General features: G+C 70.4%; 13 protein-coding genes and 2 tRNA genes. 8 read left to right on the top strand and 7 right to left on the bottom strand.

Features of this window, described 5'->3' with window-relative positions; translation table 11 throughout:
* Positions 1 to 68 precede the first annotated feature (68 nt).
* Positions 69 to 956: a dTDP-4-dehydrorhamnose reductase gene (gene rfbD / locus G495_RS0107610; protein WP_028587318.1), complete on the bottom strand. Its 888-nt coding sequence runs from the start codon at positions 954 to 956 to the stop codon at positions 69 to 71.
* Positions 953 to 1,975 carry a dTDP-glucose 4,6-dehydratase gene (gene rfbB / locus G495_RS0107605; protein ID WP_028587317.1) on the bottom strand — a complete coding sequence of 341 codons (1,023 nt, stop codon included), beginning with the start codon at positions 1,973 to 1,975 and terminating at the stop codon, positions 953 to 955. The genes rfbD and rfbB overlap by 4 nt, the downstream gene beginning before the upstream one ends.
* Positions 1,976 to 2,228: 253 nt before the next feature.
* Between rfbB and G495_RS0107600 the strand changes: the two genes are divergently transcribed.
* The 3 genes from G495_RS0107600 (at position 2,229) to G495_RS0107590 (ending at position 3,832) form a co-directional block, all read left to right on the top strand.
* Positions 2,229 to 2,304, top strand: a tRNA-Val gene (locus tag G495_RS0107600).
* A 350-nt stretch (positions 2,305 to 2,654) separates the two neighbouring features.
* Positions 2,655 to 3,305: a hypothetical protein gene (locus G495_RS0107595; protein WP_028587316.1), complete on the top strand. Its 651-nt coding sequence runs from the start codon at positions 2,655 to 2,657 to the stop codon at positions 3,303 to 3,305.
* A 74-nt stretch (positions 3,306 to 3,379) separates the two neighbouring features.
* Positions 3,380 to 3,832, top strand: coding sequence for a tRNA (cytidine(34)-2'-O)-methyltransferase (locus tag G495_RS0107590; protein ID WP_028587315.1), 453 nt, complete (start codon positions 3,380 to 3,382; stop codon positions 3,830 to 3,832).
* Between the two features lie 142 nt (positions 3,833 to 3,974).
* Here G495_RS0107590 and G495_RS0107585 read toward each other — a convergent pair whose 3' ends face one another.
* Positions 3,975 to 6,347: a methyl-accepting chemotaxis protein gene (locus G495_RS0107585; protein WP_028587314.1), complete on the bottom strand. Its 2,373-nt coding sequence runs from the start codon at positions 6,345 to 6,347 to the stop codon at positions 3,975 to 3,977.
* A 358-nt stretch (positions 6,348 to 6,705) separates the two neighbouring features.
* Between G495_RS0107585 and cbiB the strand changes: the two genes are divergently transcribed.
* From cbiB to G495_RS22945, 3 genes are all read left to right on the top strand, one after another.
* Positions 6,706 to 7,656, top strand: coding sequence for an adenosylcobinamide-phosphate synthase CbiB (gene cbiB, locus G495_RS0107580; protein WP_028587313.1), 951 nt, complete (start codon positions 6,706 to 6,708; stop codon positions 7,654 to 7,656).
* A 178-nt stretch (positions 7,657 to 7,834) separates the two neighbouring features.
* A complete protein-coding gene (locus G495_RS0107575) occupies positions 7,835 to 8,161 on the top strand; it encodes a hypothetical protein (RefSeq protein WP_028587312.1) in 327 nt (108 codons plus the stop codon).
* 409 nt (positions 8,162 to 8,570) lie between these two features.
* The gene (locus tag G495_RS22945; RefSeq protein ID WP_084458000.1) at positions 8,571 to 10,412 is read left to right on the top strand and encodes a DEAD/DEAH box helicase; all 1,842 of its coding nucleotides are present in this window, start codon (positions 8,571 to 8,573) and stop codon (positions 10,410 to 10,412) included.
* Positions 10,413 to 10,967: 555 nt separating this feature from the next.
* Here the strand turns inward: G495_RS22945 and G495_RS0107565 are convergent.
* Together G495_RS0107565 and G495_RS0107560 are read right to left on the bottom strand one after the other, a co-directional pair.
* Positions 10,968 to 11,297 carry a carboxymuconolactone decarboxylase family protein gene (locus tag G495_RS0107565; RefSeq protein WP_028587311.1) on the bottom strand — a complete coding sequence of 110 codons (330 nt, stop codon included), beginning with the start codon at positions 11,295 to 11,297 and terminating at the stop codon, positions 10,968 to 10,970.
* 247 nt (positions 11,298 to 11,544) lie between these two features.
* Positions 11,545 to 12,024, bottom strand: a complete 480-nt coding sequence (locus G495_RS0107560; protein WP_028587310.1) for a hypothetical protein — start codon at positions 12,022 to 12,024, stop codon at positions 11,545 to 11,547.
* On the opposite strand from G495_RS0107560, the gene G495_RS21685 reads away from it, so the two are divergent.
* Positions 11,998 to 12,246, top strand: a complete 249-nt coding sequence (locus tag G495_RS21685) for a hypothetical protein (RefSeq protein ID WP_156939631.1) — start codon at positions 11,998 to 12,000, stop codon at positions 12,244 to 12,246. The genes G495_RS0107560 and G495_RS21685 overlap by 27 nt on opposite strands.
* Here G495_RS21685 and G495_RS21680 read toward each other — a convergent pair.
* Both G495_RS21680 and G495_RS0107555 read right to left on the bottom strand, forming a co-directional pair.
* On the bottom strand, positions 12,234 to 12,863 hold the full coding sequence (locus G495_RS21680) for a pentapeptide repeat-containing protein (protein ID WP_156939630.1): 630 nt from the start codon (positions 12,861 to 12,863) through the stop codon (positions 12,234 to 12,236). The two genes, G495_RS21685 and G495_RS21680, sit on opposite strands and share 13 nt — an antisense overlap.
* Before the next feature lie 265 nt (positions 12,864 to 13,128).
* A tRNA-Pro gene (locus tag G495_RS0107555) sits at positions 13,129 to 13,205 on the bottom strand.
* A 652-nt stretch (positions 13,206 to 13,857) separates the two neighbouring features.
* On the opposite strand from G495_RS0107555, the gene G495_RS0107550 reads away from it, so the two are divergent.
* A complete protein-coding gene (locus G495_RS0107550; protein WP_028587309.1) occupies positions 13,858 to 14,952 on the top strand; it encodes a protein-glutamate methylesterase/protein-glutamine glutaminase in 1,095 nt (364 codons plus the stop codon).
* The last annotated feature ends 16 nt before the right edge of the window (positions 14,953 to 14,968 follow it).

Raw genomic sequence — 14,968 nt, 5'->3', positions numbered from 1 at the left:
CACGGTCCCGGGGGGTGTCAACCGGACGGGGCGGGTGGAGCGGGCGGCGCGGGTGGGCGCGGGCGCGCTCAGGCCTCGGGGGCCACCTCGCGCAGCACGTAGTCGCGCACGGCCTGGACCCAGGGCCGGGGGGTCAGGCCCGTGGCCCGGGTGAAGCGCGCCGTGGACAGGGCCGAGTAGGCCGGGCGCTTGGCGCGCTGCGGATACTCCGCCGAGGTCACGGGCGCCACCGCGCAGGGCACCCCGGCCATGCGCAGGGCCTCGGAGGCCAGCTCGCACCAGCTGGCCTCGCCGGAGTTGACCACATGGAACAGCCCCTGGGCGCCCTTGTCCACCAGGGCCAGGGTGTAGCGGGCCAGGTCGGGGGTGAAGGTCGGCGAGCCCACCTGGTCGTGGACCACGCTTACGCAGTTGTTGCGGCGGCACAGGTCGAGCATGGTGCGCACGAAGTTCTTCTTGCCCGGGCCGAAGAGCCAGGCCGTGCGCACGATGAGCAGCCCGGGCGGGTCCAGGGCCAGCAGGGCGCGTTCGCCTTCGAGCTTGGTGCGCCCGTAGACGCTCTCCGGGGCGGGCGGGTCGTCCTCGTCGCGCGGGGTGTCGGCCTTGCCGCCGAAGACGAAGTCGGTGCTGAAGTGCACGAGCCCGGCCCCGGCCCTGGCGCAGGCGCGGCCCACGATCTCGGGCAGCACGGCGTTGAGGCGCCGGGCCTCGTCGGGTTCGTCCTCGGCCTTGTCCACCTGGGTGTGGGCCCAGGTGTTGAAGACCGTGCGCGCCCCGCAGTCCCTGACCAGCCCGGCCAGGCGCAGCAGGTCGAAGTCTCCGGCCTCGGGGCGCGCGGTGGCCTCGGCGCGCCAGCCCGCGGCCTCCAGGGCCGCGCACAGGGCCATGCCCAGAAGTCCCGTCCGCCCGCCCAGCACCAGGGCTGCGGGCCGTGTGTCCGCGTCGTTTGCGTTCATGAGCGGTCCTTGTACCAGGAGTCCATGAAGCGGCGGTATTCGCCGCTGTGGATGGCCGCCACCCAGGGCTGGTTGTCGGCGTACCAGGCCAGGGTCTGTTCGATGCCGCGCGCGAAATCGTACTCGGGGGCGAAGCCCAGCTCGCGGGCGGCCAGGGAGTGGTCCATGGCGTAGCGGCGGTCGTGGCCGGGGCGGTCCTTGACGAAGGTGATCAGCGATTCGGGCTTGCCCAGGGCGGCCAGGATGGTGCGCACCACCGTGATGTTGGGCAGCTCGGCGCCGCCGCCGAAGTTGTAGACCGCGCCCGGGCGGCCCTTGAAGAGGGCCAGCTCCACGCCCCGGCAGTGGTCGGCGACGTGGATCCAGTCGCGCACGTTGGTGCCGTCGCCGTACAGGGGCAGGGGCTTGTCCTGGCGCGCCAGGGAGATCATCAGCGGGATGAGCTTCTCGGGGAACTGCCAGGGCCCGTAGTTGTTGGAGCAGCGGGTGATGACGGCGGGGTAGCCGTAGGTCTTCCAGTAGGCGCCGACGAGGAGGTCCGCTGCGGCCTTGGAGGCCGAGTAGGGGCTGCTGGGGTCCAGGGGCGTGGTCTCGGTGAAGGCCGGGTCGTCCGGGCCCAGCGAGCCGTAGACTTCGTCGGTGGAGACGTGGACATAGCGCGGCACCCCGGCCTGCATGGCGCAGTGCACGAGGTTCTGCGCGCCGCGCACGTTGGTGGCGATGAAGGGCTCGGGGTCGGCGATGGAGCGGTCAACATGGGACTCGGCGGCGAAGTTGACCACCGCGTCGATGCGGTACTGGGCGAGGATGGCGGCCATGGCCGCGGGGTCGGCGATGTCGGCGCGCACGAAGTGGTAGCGCCCGTCGCCGCGCGCCTCCAGGGGCGCGAGGTTGGCCCGGTTGCCCGCATAGGTCAGCTTGTCGCAGTTGACCACCGTGAGGTCGTCGTGCCTGCCGAGCATTGCATAGATGAAATTGGTGCCGATGAAGCCGCACCCGCCGGTGACGAGCAGCCGCATGAATGGTCTCCGATGCTTGATATTCCAAATGGTTGCAGCGTGTTTTCCCCCGCTGGCTCGGCCACAGTAGCCTAAAATCCCGTCAGGGCAAAGCCCGGGGGGCGCTGCGGGAAAATTTGCGGGGCGCGGAAAAAAATCCTTGCGTCCGGCCTGCGGGATTGCTAATAGCTTGCCTCCGCGCAGGGCACATCGGCGCCGGGCACCGCCCGGAAGTTCGACACCCGGGCGCGGGGTGCCGCAGGCACCAGACAGTGGGCGATTAACTCAGCGGTTAGAGTGCCATCTTCACACGGTGGAAGTCCCTGGTTCAAATCCTGGATCGCCCACCACCGAACGCACGAGAGGCAAGCCTGGCAAGGCTTGCCTCTCTTCTTTTGCGCGCGGGCCGGGCGCCGGGGCCGGGAACCTTCCGCAGCCGCCAGCCCCGTCCCCTCGCGGGGCGGAGCGCTGATCGGGGGCGCATGCCTGCTTGTTTTATCCACCTGTCGTTCTTTCGCGGGCGCGGGGCGCGCCGGGAAGCCGGGAGCGCCTTCGGGCGCAGCGTCCGCCTTTTCGCGGCCGGGCGTTGACCGGCGGCGGGAAATGCGCCAAGCATGGAGCGTGGTCCCTGCCCGGAAGGCGGCCCGTGCGGGGCTGTCGGCCCAGTCTGCGGGGGCTGGCGCGGCGCGCGGGAGGAGGCATGCTCGTGCGGCGGGTGGAACTGCTCCGCTGTCTGGCGGCGCCCGGCGGGACGCCGGGGCTGGTGCTCGTGCTGCGGCGCGTGGAGGCCGACGCGCAGGGCTGCCGCGTGGCCCTGGCGCCCTTCGTCGTCGCGGCCCGGGAGGCCGGGGCGCCGCAGGCCCTTGGCCCGTCTGGCTGCCTGGCTCTGGCCACCGCATCCGCCTGCGCCGGACCCGGGGTCCGGGCGGATGGCGGGGTGGGGCCCTGGGCCCTGGTCCGGCTGCGGCCCTTCTGCCTGGAGGTGCGCCGGGGCAAGGCCCGCTTCGACCGCGACATCCGCCTGCCCCCGGCGCTGCGCGGGCTGGGCCTGGGCACCTACCTGCTGGCGACCCTGGTGCGCGTGGCCGTGGGCCTGGGCCACGCCGAGGCCCGGGTGCGCGCCCTGCACCTCGTGTCGCGCGACGCCTCGCCCCTGCGCGACGCCTTCTACCGCTCCATGCGCTTCACCCTGACCCTGTGGCCCGACGGCAGCGGCTGGGCCCGGGCCCGGCGCCTGGGCGACCTGCGCGCCGGGCACGACCCGGCCAGGGTCCGCGCCCTGGGGCCCGCCGCAGCCCTGGCGCTGCTGGCCGGGGCCGGGGGCCTGGCCGCGCCGCCCGGCCCGGGCTGACGGGGCTTGCCGCGCCCGCCCCGGGGCGGTACATGGTCCCGGCGCGGCCATGGGCCGCAAGGGAGCAGCGACGCATGGACATAGTGCTTTTCGAGCCCGAGATTCCGCCCAACACGGGCAACGTGGCGCGGCTGTGCGCCGCCGCCGGGGTGCGCCTGCACCTCGTGGAGCCCCTGGGCTTCCTGCTGGACGACAAGCATCTGCGCCGGGCCGGGCTGGACTACTGGCCGCACGTGGACCTGCGCGTGTGGCCCGGCTGGGCAGCCCTGGCGGAGCATGCGGCGGGGCGCAGGCTGGTGCTTTCCAGCGCCCGGCGCGGGGCGCGCTTCGACCGCTTCGCCTACCGCCCCGACGACCTGCTGGTGCTCGGCCCCGAGACGCGCGGCCTGCCCGAGGCCCTGTTCGCGGCCCATCCCGACCACGTGCGCATCCCCATTCGGGACGCGGTGCGCAGCCTGAACATGTCCACCGCCGCCGGGGTGCTGCTCTACACGGCCCTGGCCGCCACCGGGCAACTGCCCGACTGAGGCCGGGCCGGAGGCCGCCCTTTCACCGCTCCCGTGCGCTGGCCCTGCCCGGTGGCCCGCGCGCTGGCCCGCGCGGCGCGAAAAAAGAGCGGCGGCCCGCCAGGGCCGCCGCTCGCGGTGTCTTTCTGCCTGTCCGTCGCGGCTAGGAGGCCAGCTCCTTGAGGCGCGCGGCCAGACGGCTCAGTTCGTCGATGGCCTCGGCGGAGGCGCTCATGCCCTGGGCCGTCTCGCTGGAGATGCGGCTCATATCGTCCACGGCGCGGGTGATCTCCTCGCTGGAGGCCGACTGCTCCTCGGCTGCCGTGGCGATGGACTGCACCTGCCCGGCGGTGGAGTCCACGATGGTCTGGATCTCACGCAGGCGCTCGCCGGACTGGTTGGCCTTCTCGGTGGAATGGGCGATTTCGTCCACGGCCTGCTCGGTGGCCCCGATGGCCTCGCGGGCCCCGCCCTGGATGGCGCCCACGGCCTGCTCCACTTCCTTGGTGGCGGTCATGGTCTTCTCGGCCAGCTTGCGCACCTCGTCGGCCACAACGGCAAACCCGCGCCCGGCGTCGCCCGCCCGCGCGGCCTCGATGGCCGCGTTGAGCGCCAGCAGGTTCGTCTGGTCGGCGATGTCGTTGATGACACCGATGATCTGCCCGATGTTTTCGGCCTGGCGGCCCAGGGTGGCCATGTGCTGTTGCAGGGTCTTGATGCGCTCCTGGACCCCGGTGATGGAGGTCACGGCGTCGGCCACGACCTGCACGCCCAGGGTGGCGGTCTTGGTGGCCGCCGCGGCGTTGCCCGCCGCAGCCGAGGCGTTGCGGGCGACCTCGAGCACCGTGGAGTTCATCTCCTCCATGGCCGTGGCGGTTTCGGCGGCGCGGGCGCTCTGCACGTCGGCCCCGGAGCGGACCTGCTCGATCTGTGCGGCCACCTCGCCGAGCTTCTCGGCCAGGGTGATGCCCGCCGACTGGATGTTGGCGTTCACTTCGCCGATGTGCTCCAGGTTCTTTTGCAGCTCACGCTCCTTGATGACCATGTCGGTGATGTCCTTGGCCAGCTCCACGGCGCCGCCGCCCGCCAGGGGCACGCGCACCAGGCGCATGGAGCGCAGGGCCTGGCCCGCGCCGACCTCCACCACGCGCTGGGCGTCGGCAGTGGCCTCGCGCGCGGCGCGGAAGGAGCCCTCGGGCACGCCGAACACGGCGGAGCAGCGCTGCCCGGTGACCTGCTCGCGGCGCTTGCCCGCGATGCGCAGCGTGGCCTCGTTGGCGATGGTCATGCGCCCGGCGTCGTCCAGGGCGTAGATGGGGTCGGGCACGGCGTTGAGCATCTCCACGTAGCCCGCGTTCTCGCGCATGGACTCCTCGATGCGGTCCATGACCTGGTTGAACGTGGCGCAGAGCTGGCCGATTTCGTCCTGGGAGCGCACGTCGATGCGCGCCGAGAGGTCGCCGTCCGAGGCGCGGCGGGCGGCCTTCACCGCCGCCAGCACCGGGCGGATGGTCGCCAGGGTGAAGATCCAGGCCAGGACCAAGGCCACGGCCAGGGCTGCGCCGCCGCTGGCCAGCCCGTACTTCACCAGCTGGCGGTCGGTGCCGTGGCGCAGGTCCGTGCCCGCCAGGGTGACCATGAGCGACCAGTCCCAGGGCTCGAAGCGCTTGACGTAGCCGTACTTGTGCCCGCCCAGGTCGTATTCCACGAGCTGCTCGTGGGCGCCGAGCAGGGTCTCGCCGAAGGGGAAGTCCTTGAGATTCTTGCCCACGAGGTTCGTGTCCGGGTGGATCAGGATGTTGCCCTGGGCGTTGAAGACCACGCTGTGGCCCTTGCCCGCCACGTTGACGCTGGCCAGGAACTCGGCCAGCTGCGTGGTCAGGATCTTGCGCCCGACATAGGCCACGGCCACGATGGCCCCCGAGGCGTCGCGCAGGGGCTTGTAGGCGGTGATGTACCAGTCGTTGACCACGAAGGCCTTGCCCCGGTACGTCTCGCCGTTCATCACCATCTTGTACACCGGGCTGTCGGAGGGGATGTAGGTGCCCGTGGCGCGCCCGCCGTCGAGCTTGCGCACGTTGGTGGACACGCGCAGCAGCTTGCCGTCCAGCACCTGGAAGAGGGTGGCCGTGCCGCCCACGGTGGCCTGCACGTCGTCCACCACGGTGAAGTCGCCGGTGATGAGCTGGCCGCCGGCCATGAGGGTCGGGATGGTCGCGGTCTCGGTCTGCCCGCTGACCTGGTTGGTGATGGTCATGGTCACGGGCTGGGTGTGGTCCAGGGCCAGTTCGCCGAAGCGCGCCAGCTCCTTTTCCAGGGAAACCAGATCCGCGCTGACCTTCTCCTGGGTGATGTCGTTTTGCATCCGCAGGGTGTGCACGGCCTCGTCGGTGACCGTCTGCAGCGTGGCCTGCCCCAGGTCACGCAGCGTGCCGTCCAGGCCGATGTAGCCCACCGTGCCCATGGTCGCCACCGTGATGGTCACCATGACCAGGCAGCCGAGGATGATCTTCTTGCCGAAGGAAAGTCTGTTCATTGCGCAACCGCCGTGGAGATAAGGGTTCGTCGGGCCCCGGGGGCCCGGTGTGTTCCGCTTGGTCCCTGTTCCCTCGTGCCGTCCCGGGATATCCCTCCTGTAACGGTGTGCACGCACCCGTCATCCGGGTGCTTTGGAAGTGTAACGTAGCAGGGGTTGCGTGTCAGTGTAAAGGGAAAGCACCTATCCTCCGTTGCTTTCAGGGGAATTTTTCTGCCGGGCGTCCGGCGGCGGCCAGGGACGCGCAAGGCCCCGGAACTCCGGCCCCGGGCCCCGGCCGGGCTTGCGCCCGGCAGCCCGCCGCGCTACACGGGCCTTGCGGGCCGCCCGGCCCGCGCAACCCGTTCCGGAAGCGACCATGCCGCCTGTTCCCCTGTATCTGCCGCCCCTGGCCGTGGGGCTGGATCTGGCCCTGGGCGACCCCCAGGGCTGGCCGCACCCCGTGCGGGCCATCGGCGCGCTGGTGGCGCGCCTGGAGGGCCCGGCCCGCCGGGCCCCGGGGCCCGAGCGGCTGCGCGGCGCGCTGTGCGTGCTCGTTGCCGCCGGGGCGGCGGGGGCGGCGGCCTGGGCGGCCACGCGCCTGCCCTGGGTGGGCTGGCTGGCGGGGGTCTATCTGGCCTACGCGGGGCTGGCCCTGGGCGCGCTGCTGGCCGAGGGCCGCGCCGTGCTGGCCCTGCTGGAGGGCGGCGACCTGGAGGGCGCGCGCCGGGCCCTGGCCATGCTCGTCAGCCGCGACACGGCCCACCTGGACGAGGAGGGCGTGTGCCGCGCCCTGGCCGAAACCCTGGCCGAGAACCTGGGCGACGGGTTCGTGGCACCGTTCTTCTACCTCGTGCTTCTGGGGCTGCCCGGGCTGTGGGCCTACAAGGCCGTGAGCACCATGGATTCCATGTGGGGCTACCGCACCGAGCGCTGGCGCGGCCTGGGCTGGGCCTGCGCCCGACTGGACGACGTGCTGGCCTTCGTGCCCTCGCGGCTGGCGGCCCTGGGCGTGGCGGCGGTGTCGCCCCTGGCGGGGGGCGCGGCCGTGCCCCTGAGTCTGGTGCGCCGCGACGCCGCGTGCATGGCCAGCCCCAACGCGGGCTGGCCCATGGCCGCCGCCGCCTGGGCCCTAGGCGCGGGCATGGGCGGGCCCGCCGTGTATTTCGGCCAGCCCGTGGACAAGCCGCGCCTGGGCCCGCAGGGCGGCGCCTGGACTCCGGCCCTTGTGCGGCGGCTCATGGGCCTGCTGCGCGCCGCCGGGCTGGCCGTGGCCGGGGCGCTGTGGCTGTGGCTGGCGGCCTGGACCCTGGCCCGGCCCCTGGCCTGACGGGCCGCCCCGCAGCGTCAGGCGGCTGCCCCGGCGGAAAGGACGCGCGCCTGCGTGGGGACCGCCGGACCCGGGGCAGCCCCGCGAAGGTTGACACGCGCGCCCGGGGGCAATACATCGCAGAGGCCCCGGGGCGGACCGGGCGCCCGCCATTTCTCCCAACAACAGGACAACGGACATGCAGGAATTCGACGAGTACCCCGAGTTCGAGTATCTGGCCTCCATCGAGGGCTTCTTGGTGCCCATCGCGCACATCAAGGCCATCGGCTGGGTGGAGAAGACCTTCCCCATGCCCGACGAGCCCTACGAGGGCGACCAGTGGTATTTCCGCGTCCACCTGGACCAGCCCCTGGGCGACGCGGGCGACGGCGTGGCCCGCGACCTGGCCGCCTTCTACCCCAGCGAGGAGGAGGCCGAGACCGCGCGCATGCAGCTGGCCGGGCGGGTCAACGATTTCTACAAGAACCAGTTCGTGAACAGCATGTTCGGCGGCAAGCTGCACTAGCCGCGCCTGCGTTTTTTCCGCCCGGGCCCCGTGCCGCAAGGCGCGGGGCCCGGACGTTTGCGGGGCCCCCGGGGCCGCGCCGGGCGGGCGGGGCTGCGCCCCGACCCGGGCTGGCGGGGAGGAATACCGGCCCCGTGAACGGGCCCGCCCGTGGACGCTGCGCCCCCCGGCCCGGGCTGGCGGGCAAGAATACCCCTTTACATCCCGGGGAAAGTGCGTAGATAGGACGCACCTCGGCGTGACCGGACATGAGCCTTCCGCCGCCCGCCCCTGGCGCGCGGCCCCTGCGACCCGCCCCCGGCGGGCGCCCCTCTGCGTCCCGGAGATCCATTCTGACCCACGGCCCACGGGCCGCGCGGCCCTCGTCACGCAGGACCGCCCCTCTTCCCTTCAAGCATAGGATATTTTTGTGACCTTCGATTCCTTCGCCTTTGATGCGCGGATCGCCTCGGGCATTCGCGCCGCCGGGTACGCTGTGCCCACGCCCATCCAGACCCAGGCCATTCCCGTAGTGCTTTCCGGACGCGACGTCATGGGCCTGGCCCAGACCGGCACCGGCAAGACCGCCGCCTTCGCCCTGCCCATCCTCCAGCGCCTGCTGGACGCGGGCGCCCCCGTGCGCGGCCCGCTGCGCACCCTGGTGCTGGCGCCCACCCGCGAGCTGGCGCTGCAGATCCACGAAACTTTCGTCACCCTGGGCGCGCAGACCGGCATCCGCAGCGCCGCCGTGTTCGGCGGCGTGGGCCTGACGCCGCAGGTCAAGGCCCTGCGCCAGGCCACCGTGGCCGTGGCCTGCCCCGGGCGGCTCATCGATCTGCTCAACCGCCGCGAGGCCGACATCAGCACCGTGGACACCCTGGTCCTCGACGAGGCCGACCGCATGCTGGACATGGGCTTCATGCCCGACATCAAGCGCATCCTGGCCAAGCTGCCCGCCAAGCGCCAGAACCTGCTCTTTTCGGCCACCATGCCCACGGAGATCGCCACCCTGTGCCGGGGCATCCTGCGCGACCCGGTGCGCGTGGAAGTGGCCAACACCGCCCCGGCGGCCAGCGTCGGCCACACCCTGTTCCCCGTGCGCAAGCATCTCAAGGCCGCGCTGCTCGAAGCCATCCTGCGCGGCACGGAGCACGACTGCGTGCTCGTGTTCACGCGCACCAAGCACCGCGCCAAGACCCTGGCCCAGCAGCTGGAGCGCAAGGGCTGGGCGGCGACCTTCCTGCAGGGCAACCTGTCCCAGAACCGGCGCCAGAAGGCCCTGGACGGCTTCCGCAGCGGTGATTTCCGCATCATGGTCGCCACGGACATCGCCGCGCGCGGCATCGACTGCTCGCGGGTGACCCACGTGGTCAACTTCGACATGCCCGACACCGCCGAGACCTACACCCACCGCATCGGCCGCACGGGCCGCGCCGAGCGCACCGGCGAGGCCCTGAGCCTCGTCACCGCCGAGGACGGCATCATGGTCCGCAGCGTCGAGGGTCTGCTGGGCCGCAAGATCCGCCGCGTGACCCTGGACGGCTTCGACTACGACCGCGAGAGCCAGGGCGCGCCCAGCCCCGTGGACGAGCGCGAGGGCCAGGAGCGCGGACGGCGCGGCGGGCAGCGGCCCGGCCGGGCGCCGCGCCCGGCGGCCAAGGCGGCCCCGGCCTGGGGCGCGGCCAGCGAGCGCGACGACACCTACCGCGACCCCGACGCCGGGGCCTCGCGCCGCGCCCGGGGCGAGAACCCGCGCCAGGACGACCCGCGCGGCAAGGCCCGGGGCGGGCGCAGCGGCGGTGCTGCGGGCGACGGCGCTGCCCGGGGCAACGCCCGGGGCGCCAGGGGCGGGGACGGCGTGTTCCCGGCCCTGGGCACGAGCGGCGGGCGCGGGCAGGACAATGTCCGGCGCGCCGCGCGCCCGGCGGGGGGCGACGATGATTCGCGCGGCAACCGCATCATCGAGCACCGCATCAGCCCCGAAGAGGACGCGCGCGGCAACCGGATTCCCGCCGTGCGCGACGTTGACGGCAACCGCGCCGGGCGCAGCGGGCGGGACGGCCGCGCCAAGGGCACCGGGCGCCCGGACGGCAATGGCCGCCCCGACGCCCGGGGCCAGCGCCCCGGCAAGGCGGCTGCGGGCCGGGGCCGCGACGATGACGCGCGCGGCAACCGCGCCCCGCGCGAGGGCCGTGGCGGCAACGACGCCGGGCGCCCTGGCGCCGAGCGCCGCCGGGGCCGCGGGCGCGGTTCGCGCCCCGCGGCGCGCTAGCCGCGAAGGCAGCGGTGGGGTGTTCGCGGAGGCCCGCGTCCGGCTCCGGCCTTGGGCGTTGCCCGGGTAAGGCCGTGCGGTTCCTGGTGAACGCCTCCTGACGCAACGCAGCGGCAGTGCCCGGCGCGCATGGCCTGCCACACGCGCCGCGCCGGACAGAAAGGGCGGCCCGGGAGCGATCCCGGGCCGCCCTGCGCGTTTTGGCCCGCCGCCCGGCAGCCCCCGGGGCATGGTTTGCCCGCTGCCGAGCAGCCCGGGACAGCGGGCAAGAGCTTGTGGCCTGCCGGGAGTCCGAGACATCGGCCCAAACCGCCCGCCGGATACCCGGAGCCTTGGCCCAAAGCCTTCCGGTTCGCCCGGCGGTCCGGGCCCGGAGCGGAAATCTTTCGGCTCACCCGGTGGCCTGAAGCTTCGGCAAAAAAGCTCCCGGCCCCGCCCGGAGCCCGGAAAATGACGACCCCGGACCACGCGCGTGGTCCGGGGCTGTCCTTTTCCGGGGGCGGACCGGGGAGGGCGGGGGCGCGCTGGGCGGCTCGCCGCCCCTGCGGTCCGGGCCTACTTGCTGTTGGCCGCGATCTCGTCGAGCACGATCTTCATGTAGGTCAGCTTGGGGCCGCCGCCCATGAGCACGGCCAGCCACGCGGCTTCCAGGACTTCCTGGGCCGTGGCGCCGGTCTTGAAGGCGTTGGCCACATGCACGGCGATGCACCAGTCGCACTGGTTGGCCACGGCCAGGGAGACCAGGATGAGGTTCTTGGTCTTGCCGGGAATGGCGCCGTCGGCCTTGGCGGCCTTCATGAACTCCATGAATCCGTCGAGTTGGCCGGGGGTTTCGCTCTTCAGGGCCTTCAGGGTCGCGTTGAATTCATCCAGAAGCTGGCTCATGGGGCCTCCTTGGTTGGGGTGGATGCGTAGGCCCAAGGATACGCCCTTTTGGGGCAGGAAAGCAATAATTCCAGACGCTTGATTCCTAGCAACGCACCCGGAATTGCGCGACGGCCCCCCAGTCCCGGTTTCCCCGCACCCCCCGCCCAAGGCCCCGCCCGGCCCCAGCCCCCGGCCCGGTTTCCGCCACCATCACGCAGCATCACGCGGCACGAAGAAATCCCGCAAAACCGCTCGCGGCGCAGCCTCAGCGCCGGAAACGGTTGCGCAGGGCGAAGGCGAACAGGGCGGCCTGCACCGTGACCAGCAGTTGCCACAGGACCATGAGCGCGTGGCGCCAGCCCGGGACGCTCTCCAGGCCCCGGGTGCTGGTCAGGGGCAGGAAGCGCAGCCAATCCTTGACCACGGCGTCCACCCGCCCCCAGTCCCAGGACCACAACACGAAATGCCCGACGACCTCGGCGGCCCCCAGCGCCAGCAGGGGCAGCACCACGAGCCCCAGCAGGACAAGCCCCGCCCGCCCGGGGTTCTCCCCGAATCCGCTGGCCTGCCTGTACAGCCAGAGCATGGCGAACAGGAACCACGCCCCGGGCTCGCGCCAGAGCATGGCCCAAAGGCGCGGGTATTCTTCCGCGCGGCGCAGCAGCTTGAGTTGCGCCTCCTTTTCGGACACATGCCAGCGCGAGGCTTCGTATTCGTTGTGCTCGTCCTTGTACTTGCGCTTCATGCGCTGATAGAAATCCCGCTTCGCCTGAAGCTGCCCCGGCTCATCCTCTGCGGCAACCTTGATACGCCCCTCCTCCTCGGGCCACTGGCAGTTTTCGAAGTGGAGGCTGGCGACGTTAAGGATGTTGTTGAAATCTATTTTTGCTATCTTTTTGCTCTGAAGGTTTTTGAAAAATACATGATGATTTGCAATGTTTACATCTTTGAATATCAATCCTTGTAGTTCTCCGCAGTCTTCAAAGTTGAATTCCGCAGAATGGTTGAATGTAGAGCCACAAAAGTCGTATAAGATATTGCTTTTCTCTTTGCTGGTATTTTTTTGAAATTATTTAAAGGGCAAAACTTTAGTTCACCATTAAATAGCGCACGTTTAAATTTTGATTTATTGTAGAATTCTGTTTCACGAAAATCTGTGTATCCGTAAAATTTTGTCCAATTGAACGATGCGCTGCCGTTGAACTGAGATCCAAAAAAATCTGCGTCTCCTTTAAAGTGTGCGTTGTCGAATTCTGTTTCTCCAGTGAAAAAAGCATTTATAAAGTCTATATTTGATGTAAATATTGCGTAATTGAATGAAACACTCGGGAATTCTGTGTTTTCTTCAAAAATGATTTCACCGGGGAAAACCACGCCGCTTAGATCACAACGAGAGTTGTTCTGTGCTGAACCCCCAAAGTCCTCTATTCGTCTGAATATTTTCTTATTGAACTCCGCTACAGAAATGCCTTTATGCTCCACCGGAGCATGAAAGACGCAATACTCCCTGCCGTCCGCCGGATCAGTCCAGACCGGAGGTTGCGGGTCGGCCCAGCCGTGTTCCTGGCATTTGCAGCAGCTCATAGAGCCTCCTAGTTTGTGATTCGGAGGGACAATATCAGCTTGCACATGAAGTGGCAAGGTGCATGGTGGGCGAGGGGCAGAGTGTGAGCTTTGGTTGCTGTCGGGTGAAAAGTTCCTGGGCAGGCGGGCTTTTGGGGCGGGCGGCCCCGGAGAGTGCGGCGGCAGAGGGCGTACGGAGAGGGGCGGGGGGCGACCTGTGGTGTATTCCACCCTTGCCCACGAAAAAAGGGCTTGCGGAGCGTCTCCGCAAGCCCTTTTGAGATCGTGGTCGGGATGGAGTGATTTGAACACTCGGTCTCTGCGTCCCGAACGCAGCGCTCTACCAGACTGAGCCACATCCCGTAGCGAGGAGATGCTTCTATCCGAAGCCCGGGGCTTTGGCAACCCTTGGGCGGGGGAATTTTCGCGGGCGGGGGCGCGCGCGGGAATGCGGGCAGGGACGCAGGCGGGAACGCGCGCGGCAGGGGAGTCGGGGACAGGCCGGGGCGTGGGGCGTGGGGCCAGCCGGGAGGGGCCCGGGGGTGCGCGGCAGGCTTCTTGTCAAACATGTTGGCGCAGGGGCGTGAGCCGGGGCGGCGCCTGGCGTGAGCCGGGGGAGCCGTGCGCAGGGCCTGGCTTGGCGGGTGCGCGAGCCGGGGCCCGGCCTCGCCCGGGCTCCGGCGCTGCCCTGGCCGCGCGAGTTCCCTCCTGCCGGGTTGCGGGCAGGAGGCCCCGCGATTTCCTCTCCACCGCCGACCAGGGCGGAACCGCGCGATTTTCCCTCCATCCCCGGCCAGGGCGGGGCGCGGCGGGGTTTTGGGCGCGCGGGGCGGGGCGGGAGGCGCGTGAAAAAATTTAGCCGTTGTTCTTTGAGGGCAATTTCATTAGAAGATGAGGGTGTCGGCGCTCTATCCCTTCGGATACGATTGTGGTAGCCTAGAAAAAATCTAAAGACCCCGCGCCGCACGGGGGCGGACGATGGAAGCGGCCCGAGCGGACCAGAAAGGAGTTGCGAGTGGTAACGGTTGTCGTTGTTGATGATTCGGCCTTCATGCGCAAGGCCATCGCGACGATGCTCGAGAAGGACCCCGGAATCAAGGTCGTGGCCACGGCCCGCAACGGCGAGGAAGGCCTGGAACTGATCCGCAGGCATCAGCCCGATGTGGTGACGCTGGACATCGAGATGCCCAAGATGGACGGCCTGACGGCGCTGCGCCACATCATGATGGAGATGCCGCGCCCGGTGCTCATGGTCAGCTCGCTGACCACCGAGGGCGCCGAGGCCACCCTCAAGGCCATGGAGCTTGGCGCGGTGGACTTCATCCCCAAGCAGCTCTCCCGGGTCTCGCTGGACATCATCAAGATCGAGGAAGACCTGCGCAACAAGATTCGCAGCGTGGCCGGACGCCGGATTCGCCCCATGGGCGCGGCGCGCCCGGCGGCGCCTGCGGCCCACGCCCCGGGCACCGCCCCGGCTGGCGGCCCCGGCGCCGCCCCGGCCCCGCGCGCGGCGGTCACGCGGGCCAAAAGCGGCCAGCGGCGCGACGTGGTGGCCATCGGCGTCTCCACGGGCGGGCCGCCCGCCGTGCAGAAGGTCCTCGCGGCCCTGCCCGCCGATTTTCCGGCGGGCATTCTCATTGCCCAGCACATGCCCGCCGCCTTCACCGGCCCCTTTGCCAAGCGCCTGGACGGCGTGAGCAAGCTCACGGTCAAGGAGGCCGAGAACGGCGAACCCTTCCGCCCCGGCACGGTCTACATTTCGCCCGGCGGCAAGCACCTGCGCATCGCCCAGAAGATCAGCCGCATCGACATCGTGGTCGCCGACGAGCCGCGCGAGGCGCTTTACAAGCCCTCGGCCAACGAGTTGATGGCCTCGGTGGGCGAGGGCGTGGGGCGCCGCGCCCTGGGCGCCATTTTGACCGGCATGGGCAATGATGGCATGGAAGGGATGAAGGTGCTCAAGGCGCGCGGCGGCCGGGCCCTGGCCCAGAGCGACGCCACCTGCGTGGTCTACGGCATGCCCAAGGCCGTCGTGGACGCCGGGCTGGCCGACGAGATCGTGGACATCGACGACATGGCGGGCGCCCTGGTGGACGGCCTGTACATCTGACGCCCGGGTGGCCGCT

The organism is Desulfocurvus vexinensis DSM 17965 (genome assembly GCF_000519125.1).
Lineage (GTDB): Bacteria > Desulfobacterota > Desulfovibrionia > Desulfovibrionales > Desulfovibrionaceae > Desulfocurvus > Desulfocurvus vexinensis.
The sequence above is the reverse complement of the archived record's forward strand: the minus strand, read 5'-3'. Positions and strand labels throughout refer to the sequence as shown.

Excerpts from the sequence above, each read along its gene's own strand:
- rfbD (WP_028587318.1), bottom strand. The coding sequence starts at position 956 with ATGAACGCAAACGACGCGGACACACGGCCCGCAGCCCTGGTGCTGGGC.
- rfbB (WP_028587317.1), bottom strand. The coding sequence starts at position 1,975 with ATGCGGCTGCTCGTCACCGGCGGGTGCGGCTTCATCGGCACCAATTTC.
- G495_RS0107595 (WP_028587316.1), top strand. The coding sequence starts at position 2,655 with ATGCTCGTGCGGCGGGTGGAACTGCTCCGCTGTCTGGCGGCGCCCGGC.
- G495_RS0107590 (WP_028587315.1), top strand. The coding sequence starts at position 3,380 with ATGGACATAGTGCTTTTCGAGCCCGAGATTCCGCCCAACACGGGCAAC.
- G495_RS0107585 (WP_028587314.1), bottom strand. The coding sequence starts at position 6,347 with ATGAACAGACTTTCCTTCGGCAAGAAGATCATCCTCGGCTGCCTGGTC.
- cbiB (WP_028587313.1), top strand. The coding sequence starts at position 6,706 with ATGCCGCCTGTTCCCCTGTATCTGCCGCCCCTGGCCGTGGGGCTGGAT.
- G495_RS0107575 (WP_028587312.1), top strand. The coding sequence starts at position 7,835 with ATGCAGGAATTCGACGAGTACCCCGAGTTCGAGTATCTGGCCTCCATC.
- G495_RS0107565 (WP_028587311.1), bottom strand. The coding sequence starts at position 11,297 with ATGAGCCAGCTTCTGGATGAATTCAACGCGACCCTGAAGGCCCTGAAG.
- G495_RS0107560 (WP_028587310.1), bottom strand. The coding sequence starts at position 12,024 with ATGAAGCGCAAGTACAAGGACGAGCACAACGAATACGAAGCCTCGCGC.
- G495_RS21680 (WP_156939630.1), bottom strand. The coding sequence starts at position 12,863 with ATGAGCTGCTGCAAATGCCAGGAACACGGCTGGGCCGACCCGCAACCT.